This is a genomic window from Algoriphagus sp. PAP.12 (genome assembly GCF_026652115.1).
GTDB lineage: Bacteria > Bacteroidota > Bacteroidia > Cytophagales > Cyclobacteriaceae > Algoriphagus.
Window position 1 is genome coordinate 120,098 of record NZ_JAPPSQ010000002.1, and the last position, 19,051, is coordinate 139,148.

Annotated in this window: 15 protein-coding genes; 5 read left to right on the forward strand and 10 right to left on the reverse strand. The window is 38.8% G+C overall.

The window, feature by feature from the left end; all coding sequences use genetic code 11:
• Window positions 1-4: 4 nt before the first annotated feature.
• Both O0V13_RS03955 and O0V13_RS03960 read right to left on the reverse strand, forming a co-directional pair.
• The gene (locus tag O0V13_RS03955; RefSeq protein ID WP_268033692.1) at window positions 5-1,375 is read right to left on the reverse strand and encodes a Gfo/Idh/MocA family protein; all 1,371 of its coding nucleotides are present in this window, start codon (window positions 1,373-1,375) and stop codon (window positions 5-7) included.
• Between the two features lie 38 nt (window positions 1,376-1,413).
• Window positions 1,414-2,382 carry a PmoA family protein gene (locus O0V13_RS03960; protein WP_268033693.1) on the reverse strand — a complete coding sequence of 323 codons (969 nt, stop codon included), beginning with the start codon at window positions 2,380-2,382 and terminating at the stop codon, window positions 1,414-1,416.
• An 81-nt stretch (window positions 2,383-2,463) separates the two neighbouring features.
• Between O0V13_RS03960 and O0V13_RS03965 the strand changes: the two genes are divergently transcribed.
• Window positions 2,464-3,390, forward strand: coding sequence for a ThuA domain-containing protein (locus O0V13_RS03965; RefSeq protein WP_268033694.1), 927 nt, complete (start codon window positions 2,464-2,466; stop codon window positions 3,388-3,390).
• Between the two features lie 59 nt (window positions 3,391-3,449).
• Here O0V13_RS03965 and O0V13_RS03970 read toward each other — a convergent pair whose 3' ends face one another.
• Together O0V13_RS03970 and O0V13_RS03975 are read right to left on the reverse strand one after the other, a co-directional pair.
• Window positions 3,450-3,785 (reverse strand): zinc ribbon domain-containing protein YjdM, encoded by a 336-nt coding sequence (locus O0V13_RS03970; RefSeq protein WP_268033695.1) that lies wholly within the window; start codon window positions 3,783-3,785, stop codon window positions 3,450-3,452.
• Between the two features lie 45 nt (window positions 3,786-3,830).
• Window positions 3,831-5,078 carry an NAD(P)/FAD-dependent oxidoreductase gene (locus O0V13_RS03975; protein ID WP_268033696.1) on the reverse strand — a complete coding sequence of 416 codons (1,248 nt, stop codon included), beginning with the start codon at window positions 5,076-5,078 and terminating at the stop codon, window positions 3,831-3,833.
• Between the two features lie 174 nt (window positions 5,079-5,252).
• Here O0V13_RS03975 and O0V13_RS03980 point away from each other — a divergent pair, with 174 nt between their 5' ends.
• Window positions 5,253-6,470 (forward strand): serine hydrolase domain-containing protein, encoded by a 1,218-nt coding sequence (locus O0V13_RS03980; RefSeq protein WP_268033697.1) that lies wholly within the window; start codon window positions 5,253-5,255, stop codon window positions 6,468-6,470.
• Window positions 6,471-6,838: 368 nt separating this feature from the next.
• Here O0V13_RS03980 and O0V13_RS03985 read toward each other — a convergent pair whose 3' ends face one another.
• Window positions 6,839-7,801, reverse strand: a complete 963-nt coding sequence (locus O0V13_RS03985) for a DUF4097 family beta strand repeat-containing protein (RefSeq protein WP_268033698.1) — start codon at window positions 7,799-7,801, stop codon at window positions 6,839-6,841.
• A 145-nt stretch (window positions 7,802-7,946) separates the two neighbouring features.
• Here O0V13_RS03985 and O0V13_RS03990 point away from each other — a divergent pair, with 145 nt between their 5' ends.
• Window positions 7,947-8,264, forward strand: a complete 318-nt coding sequence (locus O0V13_RS03990; protein WP_268033699.1) for an antibiotic biosynthesis monooxygenase family protein — start codon at window positions 7,947-7,949, stop codon at window positions 8,262-8,264.
• Here O0V13_RS03990 and O0V13_RS03995 read toward each other — a convergent pair.
• A complete protein-coding gene (locus O0V13_RS03995) occupies window positions 8,261-8,833 on the reverse strand; it encodes a hypothetical protein (RefSeq protein WP_268033700.1) in 573 nt (190 codons plus the stop codon). The two genes, O0V13_RS03990 and O0V13_RS03995, sit on opposite strands and share 4 nt — an antisense overlap.
• Before the next feature lie 117 nt (window positions 8,834-8,950).
• Here O0V13_RS03995 and O0V13_RS04000 point away from each other — a divergent pair, with 117 nt between their 5' ends.
• Together O0V13_RS04000 and O0V13_RS04005 are read left to right on the forward strand one after the other, a co-directional pair.
• Window positions 8,951-9,544, forward strand: coding sequence for a hypothetical protein (locus O0V13_RS04000; RefSeq protein WP_268033701.1), 594 nt, complete (start codon window positions 8,951-8,953; stop codon window positions 9,542-9,544).
• A 1-nt stretch (window position 9,545) separates the two neighbouring features.
• Window positions 9,546-10,610, forward strand: a complete 1,065-nt coding sequence (locus O0V13_RS04005) for an alpha/beta hydrolase (RefSeq protein ID WP_268033702.1) — start codon at window positions 9,546-9,548, stop codon at window positions 10,608-10,610.
• Here O0V13_RS04005 and O0V13_RS04010 read toward each other — a convergent pair whose 3' ends face one another.
• The 4 genes from O0V13_RS04010 to O0V13_RS04025 form a co-directional block, all read right to left on the reverse strand.
• Window positions 10,611-12,518, reverse strand: a complete 1,908-nt coding sequence (locus O0V13_RS04010) for a sialate O-acetylesterase (RefSeq protein WP_268033703.1) — start codon at window positions 12,516-12,518, stop codon at window positions 10,611-10,613.
• 80 nt (window positions 12,519-12,598) lie between these two features.
• Window positions 12,599-14,404: a glycoside hydrolase family 9 protein gene (locus tag O0V13_RS04015; protein WP_268033704.1), complete on the reverse strand. Its 1,806-nt coding sequence runs from the start codon at window positions 14,402-14,404 to the stop codon at window positions 12,599-12,601.
• 26 nt (window positions 14,405-14,430) lie between these two features.
• Complete coding sequence (locus O0V13_RS04020) at window positions 14,431-17,685, reverse strand: VCBS repeat-containing protein (RefSeq protein ID WP_268033705.1); 3,255 nt, start codon at window positions 17,683-17,685, stop codon at window positions 14,431-14,433.
• A gap of 76 nt (window positions 17,686-17,761) precedes the next feature.
• Complete coding sequence (locus O0V13_RS04025) at window positions 17,762-19,039, reverse strand: glycan-binding surface protein (protein ID WP_268033706.1); 1,278 nt, start codon at window positions 19,037-19,039, stop codon at window positions 17,762-17,764.
• Between the last annotated feature and the right edge of the window lie 12 nt (window positions 19,040-19,051).

Below are 19,051 nucleotides of genomic sequence, written 5' to 3' on the forward strand. Positions count from 1 at the left end.
TCAATCAGACATTGACATAATCAGTTCCCCAAGGTCGTCTTTGAGGTCTACTTAGATAAGTATTTGCTTCAGGGTCATTAATGAATTCTTCCTTCACAGGATCCCAAGCCAATTTTCTACCCAACTTCATAGCAATATGACTTACCAAGCAAACAGAACATGCTCTATGGCCTATTTCTACAGGGGAAAGCAATTCATTATTCCCTTGAATAGCACCCAGCCAGTTACCATGGTGTTCGGTACTTTTTGTCAAATGAATTTCATCTGGTCCAATTACCGAAGTTAAGATTTTTGGATCAGAAGCATCAAGAGCTTTTGCATTGTTATCCTGAGCAACTGGATCAGAGGATGAAGCTTGGTAACTACCTCTCGATACCCAAATCCAACCATCAGAACCTTCGTAACGGATACCATTTGGATAGCCTCCAGATGTAAATACATTCACGCCATTGTCATATTCTTGTTTGACCATGAAATCTCCATGAACATTCCACAGACCAGATCTTGGAAATTCAGCAACGGCTTCAACATATCTCGGGCCTGTCAATTCGGTATCCATACCCCAGGCTGCTGAATCATAATGATGTTGACCCCAACCTGTAATCATACCTGCACCGTAATTTTCAATTCTCAACCAGCCTGGTCTACTGTAATCATGCTGAGGGTGTACTCCGATTTCAGTATATGGTACTTCTGGAGTGGATCCTAACCACATGTCAAAATTCAAATTAGAAGGAATAGGCATCTCAGGAGCTTCAGGACCTGCAGGATCTCCAGGAAGACCAATTCTTACGGTATGTAACTTGCCAATTCTTCCATTTCTTACTAATTCAGCCGCAATTCGGAATTGCTCGCTGGATCTTTGCTGGGTTCCAAGCTGTAGGACTACTCCGGTTTTATTCACAACATCTACTAATTGACGACCTTCTTTAATCGTCAAGGAAGTTGGTTTCTGTACATAAATATGCTTTCCTGCCAATGCTGCTTCCATTGCAGGTTGAGAATGCCAGTGATCGGGAGTTGAAATAACCACGGCATCGATATCTGGATTCAAAAGCATTTCACGGTAATCTCCATATTGCTTTACATCAATATAAGGAGTGCCCATTTTCTTGGTATAGTATTCTTCTACATACTTCTTACCATCAGCCATCCTTTTACTATCCAAATCTGAAACAGCAATGATTCTAGCTTCATCGTGTCTCCAAGTTCCTGGCATATCATGATCTCTCGCAATCCTGCCACATCCTATTTGACCTATATTGATTTTATTACTAGGGGCATTTTTACCGAAAACAGAAGCGGGTACGATAGTCGGGAATCCGAAAGCGGCACCTGCTACAGCCGTTTTCATAATAAAGTCTCTTCTTTTCATAATTTGTGAAAAAGGTATTAGATAAATTTAAGGGTTTCTTATTTAACGAAGGCTCTCCAATAAGCCTCAGCCTCCTCAGCACTCATGGTTCCATCAAAAACAATCATTCTGTACTTCAGGCTATATTTTTTATTAGGTAGAATCTCCCAAGATTCATGGCGAATAGGAGTAAATTCCACAAAGACATTTCCTTTTCTGTCGTAATTTTCTTCTGGCCAAACTCTTAAAGGCTCAGGATGAGCTTTGTTGGTATTATGACTTAATATTAACAATCCGCTTGTTCCTTCTGGAGCATCTGTTTCACCCGTGATTAATACCCATTTAGCTTCACTGCTATCGGCATTTTTGCGGTCTTTTCCTTCGGAAGTCAAGATCACACTATTATCAGATCCCCACACTTCTGTGGCTCTGAATCCTAAACCTCCTCCATATCTATAGTCATCCAATAGTATTCCTCCCGGATTTTTGGTAGAAATCGTCGAGGTGTAATCCACCATGTATCGCCCTTTGTCAGCAGGCTTTACTTTGATCCTTAAATCCTCCTCGATTGCGATCTTTTGAGATTCGGGAGCTTTCAGATCATAGTGATTTTGACGGACATTCAACTCCGCAGCACCACCTGCTTGCTTTTTGGAAATAACATGAGAAAAGTCCACTCGGCCCTTTCCATCTCCCAAATTCCAAAAATCCACTTCCCGCCCATCAATAGTCGCTCTAGTCCAAGGGCCCCAAATCCCATAGTGATGGTAATGATCCTTGGGCTGGATTCTGGTTAAGACCTGACCGCTTGGTGATGTGAGTGGATGGATAAATCCAGATTTACTGTAGTCTTCTTTAATTCCTTCAGGAACTGGAACTTTGGATTTTTGATAGGTCAAAACAGTCTGACCATCGATAGTAAAATCAACTCCATCAGGAGTCTCATTCATGGCTACTTTTTGCGAAAACGATAGCGTAGAAAAAAGTAGAAAAACAGGTGCTAGAAGTAATTTCCTTTTGAAATTCATGCAAGATTCAGGTTATTAGGCATTCGAATTCAAGTTATAAATTCTCTATTAAAACCCATTTAAAGTTTAATTGAATACCCCATGAAGAAATCTATTTTCTACGGAATCGTTTTCCTCTTAAGTGCACAATTTAGCTTTGGACAAAGCATGTCTGAAGTTGAATTGACTGATGCATGGAAGGATAAAATCTATTCTCTGGCTCCAGAGAAGCCTACTTTTCCAACTTCCAAACCAAAAAAGGTTCTAGTTTTTTCACTACACACTGGATTCGTTCATTGGGTAAATCCTCACACAGAGGAGATGTTCAAAATCTTGGGTCAAAAAAGTGGTGCTTTTGAAGTCACATCTAGTACTGACATCGACATGTTTGAAAAATCAAATCTGAAAAATTATGATTTGATCGTTTTGAACAACACCAATTCCAAACCTGAATACAGAAACCTTTTTGTAGACAAACTAAGTGAAGACCAGCATTCTGATAGTGTTGCCGTTTGGAAAAAAGCAGGAGAATTGGAGAATAACCTGATCAACTTTGTGAAAAAAGGAGGAGGTTTATTTGTCATTCATGGAGGGAATACCACTTTCAACAATTCTCAGGAATTCTCTGAATTATTGGGAGGAAGCTTTGATTATCATCCTAAACAACAAGATATCAAGGTAAGATTGGTTGATCCGAATCACCCATTAGTGCAAGCATTCCCGAAAGATGGATTTGTTCATTTTGATGAGCCTTATTTCTACAAAAACGCTTATGAGAATCTTGATTTCAAACCTCTTTTGTATTTCAACAATGCTGAAATTGAAGGTCAGAGAAAAGAAAAAGAATTGAAGGATGGAGTGACTTATGTGGCTTGGATCAGAAAAGAGGGAAAAGGTCGGGTGCTTTATAGTTCACCTTCTCACAATGCCCAAAGCTTCGAAAACGCAGATTTGCTTCAGTTTTTCTTAGACGGAATGCAATACTTAGTCGGAGATGTCAAAGCCGATGACAAGTCAATCGGAAAATAAAAACAAAAAAGGGTACAGAAATCAATTTCGTACCCTTTTTCAAATATATTTTTTGGCAATTAAGCCTTCTTTACAAATTCACTTTTCAAGGCCATTGATCCAAAGCCATCAATTTTGCAATCAATATTATGGTCTCCTTCCACTAGCCTGATACTTTTCACTTTCGTTCCTGCCTTAATCGGCTTTGGAGCTCCTTTCACAGGAAGATCTTTTACAATCACTACAGCATCGCCATCCGCTAACTGAGTTCCGTTGGCATCTTTGACAATCAGTCCTTCTTCAACTTCTTCCTCAGATGAAGGAATCCATTCATAAGAACATTCAGGACAAACTAACTTATCGTCCATTTCATATCCATACGGAGAACCGCAGGAAGGGCAAGGAGGTATATTCATGGCGGCAAAGATACGCTTTTTTGGAAGCTATTCCTTTGCAAGTCCTCAATGAGTCGGCATATAAGAATGGATGATGGACTCTGCTGCAATTCTACCAGAGCGCATAGCAGCGTTAATTGATCCATTTAACAGATAATCTCCAGCCAAATATACCTGATCGGTAATCTGACATTCACTTATCGGAATACTGTATTTCAAATCGTCCAAAACAGGCAAAGCATAAGGAATATGATACAAATGAACGAACTTGAAGTATTCGCTTTTCACTCCAGAAACTTCTTCTAATTCATTTTGAACTTCTTGAATCAACTCTTTGTCATCCAATTCATTTTCCAAAACCGTAACAGAAAGTAACGCTCTACCATTTTGACTGTATTCTTCGGAAACATCATCCATGAAAACCAGATTATTTACCAATTTTCCATGAGGCAACAATCCTATCATTGGCCGAGCCAAAAAAGACTTTTGCAAAGAAAAATAGAGATTAGTAACCTTCCTAGGAGAAGCAAACTGACCCTGAAGCTGTTTCATGATTTTATCTGGTTGCACAGCGATAATTATCCTATTTGCATGCAGCTCATCCCCATTTTTCAGTTGGATTTTATCTCCTTGAACTTCCTCTACAGGACTATTGAAGAAAATCTGAGTAGTGCTCAATTGCCTTCTCAACATTTCTGCCACCTCTCCCATTCCTTTAGCCGGAATCGCTGCATGTCCCATGGAAAACATTTTGAAAACATACTCAAACATCCTGGAGCTGGTATTCAAATGCTTTTCTAGGAAAATACCTCTGAAAAAAGGAGTGAAAAAATTAGTGATAATCTGATCCGAAAAACCATACTTTTTGAGATATTGGTGCGTTGGGATCGAAGGAGAGTCAAAAATCTCTTCAAAGGTCTTTTTCTTCAATTCTTGCGTCAAAGAAAACATTTTAATCTTATCCAGTAGAGTTCCAACTTTAGAAAAAGCCATCCCCATAACCTTCAAAGGGTTTCTAAGAGGATCCGTGATGATATAGGATTCCTTCCCATCCATTATTACAGCTCCCGGATCAAAAGTCTTCAGGTTTAAAGCCTGAAAATCCAAATACTTTTTTGCCTCTGGATAGGCTGTATTGAGTACCTGAAACCCATGATCTAATAAAAATCCGTCCACTTCATCCGTTTTCATCCTTCCCCCAACACGACCTGAAGCTTCCAAAATAATTGGAGAAAAACCTGCTTTTTCTAATTCCAAAGCAGCTACTAATCCGGATAAACCGGCACCGATGATATATATTTTATCTTCTTTCATATTTAAAGGCTGGGTAAAAACATTAAGATTTCTTAAAAAACGAAGAGTTATAGGAATCCTAAAGAGGTAACCAGAAAGTGTTCAAAGAGTTTTGAAGAATTTCCATTTTTCAAATCCACCAATGGCAATGCATTGGAGCAGGAATTTTGTAAAATCGCAATAAATCACCTAAACATGAAAAAAATAGCCTTACTTCTATTATTTATTGCCTTTGCATTTCAAACTTCTTTTTCTCAAACCTACTTTCCTGAAAAAGGAAACTGGGAGAAGAAATCACCGACAGATTTGGGACTTAACTCCCAAAAGGTTCAAGAAGCCATCGATTTTGCGATTGCTCACGAAAGTGATGCTAATCCAAATTTGAAAATCGCTCATTACGAATCAGCTTTCGGTAGAGAACCATTCGGTTATCCTGTTGGTCCTATGAAGACTCGTGGTCCAGCGACGGGATTGATTATTTACAAGGGATACATTGTTGGCCAGTGGGGAGAGCCTAACAGGGTCGATTTGACATTCTCAGTTGCAAAGAGCTTTTTATCTACCACAGCTGGGTTAGCAGTAGCTGAAGGATTAATCCAAAGCGAGCAGGACTTGGTTTACCCTTACATGGCACCAATTTACCCTTATGAGCCAGCCAAGCTAATAGTGAATAAATCGGATCACTTAATGGACGATGATGTATTTGAACTTTTTGACACAGATCATAACAAAACAATCGCTTGGAATCATCTATTGAGACAAACTTCAGATTGGGAAGGAACTCTTTGGGGAAAACCGGATTGGGGGGACAGACCAGCTGAAGGAGTTGCTGAAAAAAGAGCAAGACCACAAAACAGTCCAGGTTCCAAATATGAATACAATGATACCAGAGTGAATGTCCTGGCTTTGGCACTATTGAATGTATGGAGAAAACCGTTGCCAACAGTCCTGAAAGAGAAAATCATGGATCCTATCGGAGCAAGTGATACTTGGAGATGGACAGGTTATGAAAACTCCTTCGTGATTATTGATGGTCAAATCATGCAATCTGTAAGTGGCGGTTCACATTGGGGAGGTGGAATGATGCTTTCTGCTTATGATCAGGCAAGATTTGGATACCTAACAATGAACGAAGGTAATTGGGCTGGAAAACAATTGATTTCCAAAGATTGGATTGCAAAATCTAAAATCCCAACCCCTGCCAATCCTGGATACGGATTTATGAATTACTTCTTAAATGAAGATCAAAAACAAGTTCCTGCTGGTCCAAAATCAGCTTTTCTACACATCGGAGCAGGAACGAATATGATTTATGTCGATCCAGAAAATGAATTGGTAATCGTAGCTAGATGGATTCCTAATAGTGATAAAGCGGAATTGGTTAAGAAAATCTTAGAAAGCCTACCTCACTAATTCAAATGATTTCATAAAACAAAACCCCGGCGGGGAGCCGGGGTCAGGAGTGATTTAAACAACTTTTCACTATTCCCTTTTTAGAACTCGGAAGGATAACCGTTTTCGAATGCCTGTGTTCATCAACCTAACAACCCTTATGAAACCTTTACTAAAGAAAGATATCAGACATTCTTAACGAAATAATATTTGGTTTTACATTCTGAATTACTCGTTATGCATACAAATATACGGTAAGAATTTTAGAACAGTTGTCCTAATTTTAATTAATTGATTTACGTCAAAAGATTAATAATCAGGCTATAATAAAAAAACAGATAAGGCACCCTGAAAGTGCCTTATCTGCTTATTGAGAACGTTAAAATATTTTAATTGAAAATCTCAATTGATCCGCTGCTAACAGAACCCTGAATAGTATAAGGTGAACCATTGTGGATTTCTAAACTTCCAGAAGAAGAACTATCTCCTACTTTCACTTTTCCACTTCCTGCTTGAAAATCATAATTGTAAGCAGTCAATTCAGAATAAGTTTGAATTTTAATCCTACCAGAAGAACTACTCAAACGCGTTTTTGCACCTAAGCCAATATCTTCACCTTCAATGGAACCCGAACTCACTTTTAGTTCTTCGATTTCATTTATTCTTTCCATGTAAAGGTTACCTGAACTTAATTGAGAATTCAATTTCCCTGTAATAGACTTAACTCTAATAACACCACTGGAAACATTCAGTTTAGCATCTCCCTCAATTTGATCAAATTCTAATCTACCAGAACCTGCTTCACCTTTCACATTTCCTATCAAATTATAGCCTTTAATCGTCCCTGAACCAACCTCAAGATCGATAGTATTGGCAGCAACATTATACAATTCCAATCTTCCAGAACCAGCATCCAATTCCATTTCTGAGGATTCAACATTGGAAATTTGAGTTGTCCCTGATCCTGATTCTACATCCAATTCAATTGACACAGGTCCACTGATATAAAGTACACCTTTATGTCTACCAGATCCAATTAAATTTTTCTGATCCAATTCAATTTTCAATTCGTCTCCTTCCATTTGGTATTTTACCTTATATGCTCCAGGTCGTGAAGATTCTAAAGTACCCGTCAATGTCACTTCAGTTTTACCCTCAACTCCTTCATAGACTACCTCCAAAAAGCCTGATTCAATATCAATCTTTTGTACATCAAAAAATTCCTCATCAATAGTTTGGACAACTTCCAATTCACCATATCCGCAGGAGAAAAGCATTGGAGCCAATAGTAATCCCAGGATAAATTTTAAAACAGGAGGTCTTTTCTTTACAGTTTTCATAATTGCTTGCATTAAAATGTTGGTTTAGTTTTCTCTTTTTAGATCGGATTTGAATTCATTTTTTGAGCAATTTGACTCATTCAGATTCAAATATTTTGATCAACTTTATACTAAGACAACTGAAAAGATCCTCCCCCCTATTGATCCCAGAAAAAAAATGATTGCCAAAACTCCTTCTCCTCCTTACTACGCTGTAATTTTTTCAAATATTAGAACTGAAATAGAGGAAGGTTATGCCCAAACAGCTGATCATATGGTAGAATTAGCTGAGAAAATGCCTGGATACCTGGGGCATGAAAGTGTCCGGGATGGATTGGGAATTACGATTTCCTATTGGAAGGATTTGGAATCAATCAAATTTTGGAAGCAGCAACAAGAGCATTTGGAAGCTCAAAAAAATGGAAGGAAAATGTGGTACAAAGCCTATAAAACTAGAATTTGTTTGGTAGAAAGGGATTATGGGTTCGAGCTTTAAAAAGCATATCCAATCCCTATCCCCCCAAATAAAGGCCAAAAACCATTATTGTTGAAAATTGGGTTGACATTGATTTTCCACATAAATCCTCCGTCAACTGGAACTTTGCGGTATCCAAAATTCATGGTCCCCATTACACTTGGCGATCCATCGACATCAAGAATGAAATTATAGTCACTATTTTCATATGTGCCACAGATATATTGACCGGTATTCTGATCGTAATATCCATCTATACAGTAGGAATATGAATCATTATTAAAAGCAAAGAATGTAGCCCCAAAACCCAGTTCGAAATAATGTGGTCCATTTCCATAAAGTTTATTGACCATCAGGGGAATTGAAAAAAAAGAATCCCCATCAGAAACTGTATATCCACCAGCTCCCACTCTCATTCCCCAAGAATTCATATCCTGAGGATTAAATCTGAAATCATAATTGAAACTATAAGGAAGACCTGCACCACCCAATTCTAAATAAACAGATTTTGAAGGGATTTTTTCCTCTTGAGCAACGCCTTGAAAAAAGAAAGAAAAAACAAAAATCAGGACAAAAATTAACTGCTTCATAAGTATCGAATTTTAACTTCAATACGTCAAAATTAAAGAAACGATACATATTTAAGCTAAAGTTTTAATATTAAAAATTTGTAGTCTAAAAAATAAGCCTCTTAAATCAGCTCTGTCATGAATTTAAATCTTAAGCCACTAAAAACAACCTTTAGCCTTTGCTTGGGATATTTAAGTTTGATGGTGATCGTATCTTGCGTTGAGGAACCATCCCCATATCCATTCGGTAAATGTCCTGATCCAATTGATGCCACTTTACAAGATTTAAATGTGAATTTCACTCCCTTCATTGATGATAGGTATGCGATTGAGTCAGATACTGTTTCTTTTGACGAATTCAGTCTTGTACTTGAATTTAAACCAGAGGAAATAACTTCAATTTTCAATTCAAATTCATTTCCCGGAAAAGCCTATGCTCTTTCTTGTGCCTTAGCTTATAATTTTTCTAACATTTCAAATATTTCTGTTACTCTTACTGAAGCCTATGGAAATTTGCAAAATGGGATGAATATCACCTACCTATTTGAAGATTCGGCTGGCAAAAAACTTTCGGAATTAAAAGATTTCAAAAGTATTCCGGGGTTTTTGGGCTTTAATTTCAAAGGAGAAGTTGAAAATTATTCGAAGCTAAAATTCAGAACCACTATTTTTTTGAAGAATGGAAGTCAAATCGTTGTAAATTCGAACTCTCCAACATTGAAAACAACCTGATATGCTTCGTAAAATTTTCCTAGGATTATTTGCCACGGCGATGGTCTTGGTCATAGTATATATGCTAGGTCCCAAAGTCGAAACTGAAAACCTTGAAATTCATTTTCCAGAAATTCCAACTCGGATAAATGAGCTGGAAGCATACCTTGCCCAAAGAGAAGACAGTGTTAAAGGGTTAAAGCCAGATAATGAAGCATATATCCAATGGGCAGATCCTACCAATAAGCGAAAAACACCTTATTCGATTGTTTATATCCATGGATTTGGAGCAAGCCCCATGGAAGGAGACCCAGTGCACAGATTTCTAGCAGAGCATTTTGGAGCAAACTTATATGTGACTAGACTTCCCGAACACGGCATAAAAAGAGAAAATGGGATGGAATATCTTACCGCTCAAAAATTAGTCGATGCTGCGGGTGAAGCCTACCAAATAGGAAAAGTATTGGGAGATGAGGTAATAATTATCGGCACGTCCATGGGTGGAGCTTTGAGTACCCTGCTCGCAAGTCAAGAACCTGACATCAAAGCGCTGATACTCTATTCCCCAGCATTCAGAGATCGAGGTGAAGTCCTAGGCAAATTGTTTACGCCTTGGGCCAAGTTTATGATGGAAAAATTCGCTATGAAGAATAAAATGATGCATAGGGAAAGAGACGAAACCAAAGCCGCCTATTGGTCCGAAGACTATCACATCAATGGTTATCAAAGCTTGGCAGTATTGATGTATAGCATGATGAATAAGACTACTTATGAAAAAATTCATCAACCCTTATTTTTAGGGTATTACTACAAAAATGATGAAGAACAAGATGGAACAGTCTCTGTCCAAAGAATGCTGGAAATGTTTCAGGAAGTATCCACTCCAGATAACCTTAAAGTGGAAAAGGCATTTCCAAAATCAGGGGATCATGTAATATCAAGTTCAATTACATCCAATGATTGGGAAGGTGTCATGTTTGAAACCATCAATTTTCTTGAAAATGTAGTTGGATTAGCTCCAAAACCACAATTTCAAGAAAAAGTAGATGAAATGATGGAAGTTCAGGACATCAAGTCCCAAAACTAATTATTCCAATTCCATTCGAAAAGGTTGGGCGGGTAAACCTTCGGAATTAATCAAATTCACCTCAGGATTATCTGCCCAGGCGTATCTAATTTCCACAGGATTAAATCCATCAGGCAGTTTGATTTGAATTTGATCTTTCCCAACAATTTTCCCATCCGCAGTTATCCATTTATCAGATTCATTTTTTAGGATAAAGCCTTTTACTTCACCTTCGACAATCAATTGTAATCCTTCACCAATAGAAATAAAATCTAGTGTGATAGTTGCACCGGTTTTACTGGCACTCTTGATGATTGGACCTGAAGAAATGACTTCATCTTTGAAGGCTACTTTTCTGGCCTGAAGCCATAACCTTTCTCCTACATCTTTTTTGTTTCTTGGATGGATGTCATCCGCCTCACCGATATCAATTATCACCGCCATCCCTGTTTGAGGCAATTCTAATGTTTCTTTTTGAGCCTCTCTCAGAAATGCCCACTGACTATCTGGTTGGAGTTCTACCCTTTCCATATAGTTCGCAAGTTGAACGAAAAGAAATGGCATTTCAGGTTGGTTCCAGATTGTTCTCCAATTGGTTATCATCGTCTCAAAAAGCTCCTTGTACTCCCCTGCTCTACCTGCATTACTTTCTCCCTGATACCAAATAGCTCCTCTGACTCCATAGTTCTTCAGTGGGTATATCATGGCATTGTACATAGCTCCAGGTTTCCAGTTTTGCCAGGTTACCTCAGGCAATTTTGGCTCAACAATAGAATTGGAATAAGACCAAGTGCCTTCCAATTCAACTTTCTTTCCTGCCTGAAGCAGATACATTTGATCTTTCGCGCCAATGACAGGCCTATTATTCCAAGTATTGACAGCACGGATACTGATCACATTTTTTCCTTGGTAAAGCAAATCTGGAGAAACCGAAACTTCAGGCATCGCAGCTCCCCAGTCTTTATGATGAACCAATTCCCCATTGATGTAAATAAACGCCATTTGATCCAAGGTTGGGAAGATCAAGGTGACATCCTCCGTAGAATTTAATTGAAAAGATTTCCTAACCCAGGCAATATCACTCAGTGGGTTTCCGGTAGGCAAATTGATTTTAGACCATTGAGAATCATTGTAATCCACTGAGGCAACTTCTCTGGCAGTAGCCGAATCAGGATGATGAACCATGATATCTCGCATTTCTCGCCTCTTGTCATTGGCCTGAAAATCTCTATCCCACTTTTCTTGATTTTCAATCATATCTAGAGCCTCTTGTTGAAATGACATCTCCTTCATTTCTGCAAGAATTTCTGCATCTGTCCATCCTTCAGCTGGTGTTCCTCCCCAATTGGATTCAATTATTCCGACGGGCACATCTTTTTCCTGAGCATTCTTTTTAGCGAAAAACCAAGCTACAGCTGAAAAGTCAGGCATGTTGGATGGGTTTGCTATTTTCCAATCCCCTTCAGGAATATCAGCCTTTTTAACAGCTGAATAAATTCTGGGAACTTTAAAAAATCGAATTTCTGGATTCCCTCCTTCATCATATTCTGCATCTGCTCCGATCACGCCTGATTTGAGAGGCCATTCCATATTGGATTGCCCGCCGGCTAGCCAAACATCTCCAAAATAAACATCCTTGATTTCTGTTTGATTCACTTTCATCACAAAAGGACCACCCGCTGTGACAGGTGGAAGTCCGACTTTCCAAGTACTATCATTTTCCACTTCCGTACTGGACATAACTCCAGCGACACTTACACGGACATTTTCGCCAGGAATCCCTTTTCCCCAAATCGAAACTGGCTGATCCCTTTGTAAAACCATACTCTCAGAAATAATTCTCGGTAAGGTAACTTCAGATTGAAATTTCTCTCCACAGGCAAAAAACAGCATTGGGAGAATTGCAAGGAATACAGAAATCTTTTTCATAAAGGTCAGTGATGGATTGGGAAATTGATGAAAATTTCTGAAACTACATGCTGAAATCCCAATTTTTCCATCAACAGAAATTATTCTGCTTCAATGGCTTGCAAAGCGTTAACCAAATAAGCCAAAGCCGCATTCCAATTAATGGCGATCTCATTGCTCGCATAGCTTTCTTGGACATCCAAATAGGATTCATCCGGAAAAGCACTGAAATACAAAACCTTATCTTGCTGTTTTGGATTTGGACCCCCTACTAAAAACCCGGGAATAGGCCCAAGGCTGTCAATTTCGGCCATCAATCGATGATGCGGGTACTGCGGATATTTCAGACCAAAGCCGGTCACATAGGAGTAGCCTGTAGCATTTCTACCTAAAATATAATCTAGGTTATCAAAAGCCCCATCCAAATAAGCAGTTTCACCAAATAGTCGATAGGCTTGGATCAGCAATATTCCTTGGTTTGAAGCGACAGCATTACTACCCCAAACAAAATTACTTTTTTGGGTCTCCATAGGGTTCAAAAAGGCAGTTTTCAATCTTTTCTTTAAAAGATCTTCAGCAGCCAGATTCAAATGCATCCTTACTTCATCAAACCATTTTTGTGAGACACCTCCAAGGTCTTGGTGATTCCGAAGCAAAGAATAGAATCCAAGCCATTTGACCTTAGACCATGAAGGCAAGACAAATTCTGGACTTGCTCCCTCAATTACTTTCCAATATTCCAAATTGTGTGTTGCGATAAATAACTCAGAAGCAGCCCAAATCCGTTCATCTTCGAGATTTTTATCTCCATAGGCTCCTGTAGAAATCGCAGGTGAAAATTGTTCGTTCAGTGCCGTTTGATCATAAATCACCGAAGGATTTTTTTCAGCCCAATGCCAGGCTTTTTCTGCAGCTTTTAGGTACCATTCACTGTTTTGTGGTGAATAATTTTTAAAAATTCGATGGGCCTGTGCCATGACAGCAGCAAAATCCAATGCAGCCGCAGTACTTTTCTGAACCACAAAACGCTCATGAGTCGCATGAACAGGCTGTACAAACCCTTCAAATTTGGCTGTAGTTAACTTGTGATAAACACCTCCATCCGATGGATCCTGCATCCCAATCATCCAGTCCAAATTCCATTGAATTTCATTCAAAACATCCGGAACCTTGTCATGGGACTCTGGAATATTCAAGTCCAAGGATCCCAAATATTTTGGAAAATCCTCCAACAGGGACAAAAGAGTAGCTACAGTAATACCGCTGTTCACCACATATTTATTATAATCCCCAGCATCATACCAGCCTTTGGAACCATCTATTTTATAACTCTCCGGACGGTAAGAATCCGCAGCCGAAGAATGAATGGAAATTTGGTGGTCAGGATGGGCAAAACTTCTCTTCCATTTTCCTGCATATATAGAATCAATTGAAGTGGAAGCTCTTTGAAAATAAAAAGCTTTCAGAGTAGCCTTTCCCAAATCTTTCAGCAAATTATCCTGAACTTTAAATGGATGAGACTTTCCTATTTCAGGCAAAATGATTTCATATTCGCCTGAATCGGTAAGGGTTGAAAAATCAATTACATGAACTTTCTTTCCTGAAAAAGTAGAGGTAAGATTGTGGCTAGTTTTTCCTTTTAAAATCAATTCTTGGCTTTCCTTTTCGATCAACCAAAACTCCCTCTCATCACCTTCATTTATCCAAATCGCAATTTTCTTTTGGTCGGGTAGGAAACCTAATTGATTTAGTCTTAGGTTCTCTAATACTTCATATCTATCTAATTCAACTTTTGTTTTACAAGAAAACATCATCAGAATAGCTACTATAAAAACACAAGTCTGAATGCTATATCCTGCAAAATCTGATTGGGATTTGCTTTTCGACATAGCTCTAAAAACATTCATTCTGGTTGATTCTTTATGGTTTGGAATCATTTAGTCTTTTGATACTGGATAATTTTTCCATTTGCAGTACTCACCCAAAGCACTTCATTAGCAAGAATAGCATCTACCACTTCCTCATTGAGATTTATTCCCGTTTTCTTAGAACTGTATGCTTGAACTTTCTCTCCTTTTTGGATTGAGAATTGAATTCCTGGATTAGCTGTCAGCTTTCCGATTTTAAGCCTGGTATTTTCCAAATTCCCCAACAGCAATACCTCACCAAGTGAATACTCTATAAATCTGGAATTGGGAGAAAATTGAAATTGCAAAGGCATTTGAATAGGTTCCCAGTTTGAGCCTACTTTCTCAAAAGCAAGGCTGGCTAATGTATCGACTTGAAGAATCGAGGCCCTTTCCAATTCTTTTTCATCAAGAATCCCCGACATTTTCACACTAGCAAATCCTTCATAATCGGGGAATTTGGCCCTCTTTCTATAAAGTTGACTAGTGAGTTCATCTCTTGAGAAAAAAGGATACATTTCTCCTTCTATTTGAATTTCCATCAAGGGGTCTACCGAACCATTTTCGTCAAAATCTGCAAAATAGAGAGACAAAGGATTGCTAGAATCGGCCTCAAGTCGACTATTCATCCCCCAATTGCCCAAAAACAATAAGTCATTTCCCTCTTTGTTTTTGGTGAGGATCATATTTCTCCAAAGACCTCGACTTTGGACAGGAAGATTTGTTTGGGCCCAAGAAAACTTACCGGATTGAAATTGAAGTGCCCGAATGGGTTCAAACTCAGAGGCTATCCATAACTCTTCGATCTCATCTCCATTTTGATCCCAAAGCATAAGGTTATTGACTCGCTTGATTTCATCGAATAAAGGAGAAGATCGGAGTTGGAATTTTCTATTTCCTACATTTTCAAATACTCGGGTATGACTTGATTCAGGCCATCTAGCTAAAATATAGCTACCCGCAAAAACGAGATCCAAATCACCATCCCGATCAAAATCCCAAGGAATTACATTAGAATAATAATTCCCGCTACCATCATTGGGCAATTCTACTTTTTCAAAACCTAAGTTATTTCCCTGGAAATAAATGCCCCCCCCACTTTCTCCTTCGGTAGAGACCAACAAATCGAGCTTTTCATCTGAATCCAAATCGACCAAAACCAAGTCAGTAACTCTGCCATTAATCCCTGAAATTAGGATCCTTTTATTTTGAAAAGACTGATTTCCCTTCTCCATTAACCAGACATTCCCCTCTCCATCGCTAAAAATCAAATCTTCATGTTCTCCACTAGTTAGATTTCCTTTTGCAAAATGAATTTTAGAATTCGACCTAGCGTACAATAATTGGTTTTGGCTTTTAAAGTCTTCAATGGATGAATTGACTTTGCTGATATTGTATTCATCAACTAACTCCCAGAGTGGCTTATCTTCCGACCGAGTGTATTCAAGGGGAACAGAATTTCCATGGTTGACTTTAATTAGTTGATTTGATTCGAGCTTATCAATCAATTGCGTTTTCCCATCTGGCCAAAGTATTTTAATAGAGTCCAAAGGTCTTTTTCCAAGGCCAAAATGTAGAATCTCGGATACATTTCCCTGATACCCTTTGTATATCATTTGCTCCTGATATTGGAGTTTTCCCTTGGAAAAAAGCCAAACCTTGGCACCTATTCCAGATGGATTTCCCTGGGGCCCCTCCAATTGAATTTGAAGAAAATCATTTTCACCCATGGAGGACGTATTTTCAAAAATCTGAGAAGGTTCATTTAGGTTATTAACCACCAAATCCAAATCCCCATCGAGGTCTAAATCAGCATAAACAGCCCCATTGCTATTACTGGGAATTGCGACACCCCATTGTTTGGACACATCTTCAAATTGAATCCCATTCATATTTTTAAATGCAAAATTCCCCACCTTTGTAGCGGGCATTTTTTGGATTAAATCCTGAATCGTTTCTGTGGTTACATGGGTATTCCCCAGCTGGGTATTTCGATAATTGATGAAATCCAGATTCGTAAAATCCTTTAGAAATCCATTGGAGATAAATAAATCCGACCTACCATCATTATCAAAATCTGCTGCCAAAGGCGCCCAACTCCAATCGGTCGCCTCAATGCCTGAAAGGTTTCCAATTTCAGAAAACGAACCATTTTGACTATTCAATTGAAGCATATTGCGCATGACTTGATGATGCAAGCCTGCTCGAACAAATAGCTGATAATGTTCGTAGTTTTCTGGACTATGAAGGAGTTTTTGTCGTCTATTACTTGCAGGAAGCATATCCAGGGAAATAAGATCAGACCAACCATCTTGATTAAAATCGGCGGCATCTACCCCCATGGTGTAATGGCTGTTAATAGAGAATGATTGTTCCAGTTCATTTCGAAAAGTTCCATCTCCTTGATTGACATAGAAATAATCGGGTGATGAATAATCATTTCCAAGGTAAATATCCGGCCAGCCATCTTGATTAAAATCAGAAATAATTGCTCCTAAACCGTAACTCAAGGGACTACCCGAAAGACCAACTTCTCTACTGACATCTCGAAATTCACCATCTTCATTCCAATAAATCTTGGAACTGCTCATGGGGTCATACTCCTGAAGCATAGCTTTGAATGCTTGCGCATTAAGGTTCGTAAACAGGCTTGGATTATGATTTAGCAAAAGCATATCCAAGTCTCCATCTTTGTCAAAATCTGAAAAATAAGATGCTACCGAATAACCTGCGTCTGCCAATCCAAACTCTTCAGCCATCTCTTTGAAATAAGGGATGCCCTGCCTATCCAACCCTTGGTTAACAAAAAGTTGATTCTTCCTGAGAGACTCTTTCAAGTTCCCAGAATAACAAACATAAATATCTTTTAAGCCATCTGAATTGATATCAACTATGGCCGCACCTGTGGTCCAGCCTCCATCTCTGCCGCCTACTCCGGTTGCAAGAGTAATATCCTTGAATTTTAGGCGTCCCTGATTTAAAAAAAGTTTATTGGTTTGTTGATTGGCTGTGAAAAATAAATCTTCCAATCCATCATTATTGATATCCCCAACTGCGACTCCTCCTCCATTGTAGAAATATTGATAGGAAAGAACATTTGCTATTGCAGTTTCATGAATCTGATTGGTAAAGATTAAACCTGTAGAATCTGGTGACAACAGGGTAAATAAAGTCTTCTCCTCTGCATTTTCACTAGTATGACTTTTGCAAGAAATAAGTGAAACGAAGGAAATAAAAAACGCAATAAAGCGAAGAAAAAGAAATTGATTGGGGTGATTCAAAGTGATTCTTTTCTTGAAAACAAAGAAAACTCCGGGGCACAAATGCTACCCCGGAGATTTTATTAGCATGGAAATTCTATTCTACTGCTCTGATTAGGCGAACATTGTCAAAACCCATCACAGCCTTAACATCATTTGCAGTTGGATTGATTACAACCAAACGAATCTGTTTCGCCCAGCCATCTCCATCCAACAAATCTTGATAGGTACTTAGACGAGTCGTTCCATTTGTCAACTGACTGGCATTCATGGATACGGTGTACCAAGACCCATCAGTTTTCCTTACAAAATCTGTAATCGGAACATTATAACTCAATTCGTTTCCATTTTTGTCTGGAAACCAGAATTGTAGCAGTAATCCTTCAATAGACTCTGTCGTACTAACTGCCATTTCAACCCTAAAATCAAATTTATTCGCAGGAGTAGAAGGACTATAGTCTTCACTTGGTGCTGTTGGGAAAATCTGCACACCTCCCCAATTTGTCAAGTTGATTACTTTGTCATTGTTCCATCCCCAATTGGCAGGAAATGCTTGGTTCATGCCGGCAAAGCTTCCTTCAAGACTTTCTATTCCCGGTTGGGTAGGTTTGATCATTTCACCTGACAGTCCCCATCCCCAGTTCCAAGGCCATTCCAGTGCCCCATTGGTATCAAAATCTGCGATCATTCCTTTTCCGGCATAAATCTGTGAGGTACGCCCAGGCACAGATCCACCGCTTTTGGTGACTACAGAAATTGACTGACTTTCAGAAAAGTCCATCCCATCAGGTACAGTTAGTTTCAAAGTTGTACCAGAAGCATTTGTTTCAAAACCAGAAGTGACATACACATCATCTCCTGGGAAATAAACAGTATCAACGAAATAGAAATATCTGCCATATAATTCAAGCTCGTCCCCAGGTTTTACATATTGATTTTTCACTTGCAAAATCTGTGGAGCTGGTGGTAGGGTCTGAAAACTGATTACTGATTCACCGGATTTGGTGACCAATCGTAATGTATTGGGCACATCTGGATTGGTGGCAACGGTAGGGACACTATCCGTAACAGTTACGATTACAGCGTTATTGGTAACATAAGCACTATTAACTCCCAAAGGGTAATCATTTAGATACACTTGCTGTGTACCTAGAAAATTGGTTCCCATAATGGACAAGGTCGTCCCCAAAGTAGCAGAAGTCAAAGAGCTATCAGCTGTGGTTGGGTCGGTTGTTCTCACCCTTTCAATGGTCGGAGGACCAACACTTATTTTATCTTCCTCTTGGCAGGAGCCCAATCCAATTGCCAAAGTCAAAATGGAAGCAACCACCAGAGAGTGAGATAGGTTTTTTGGATATTTTATAAGTTTCATCATTAGATCTTAATT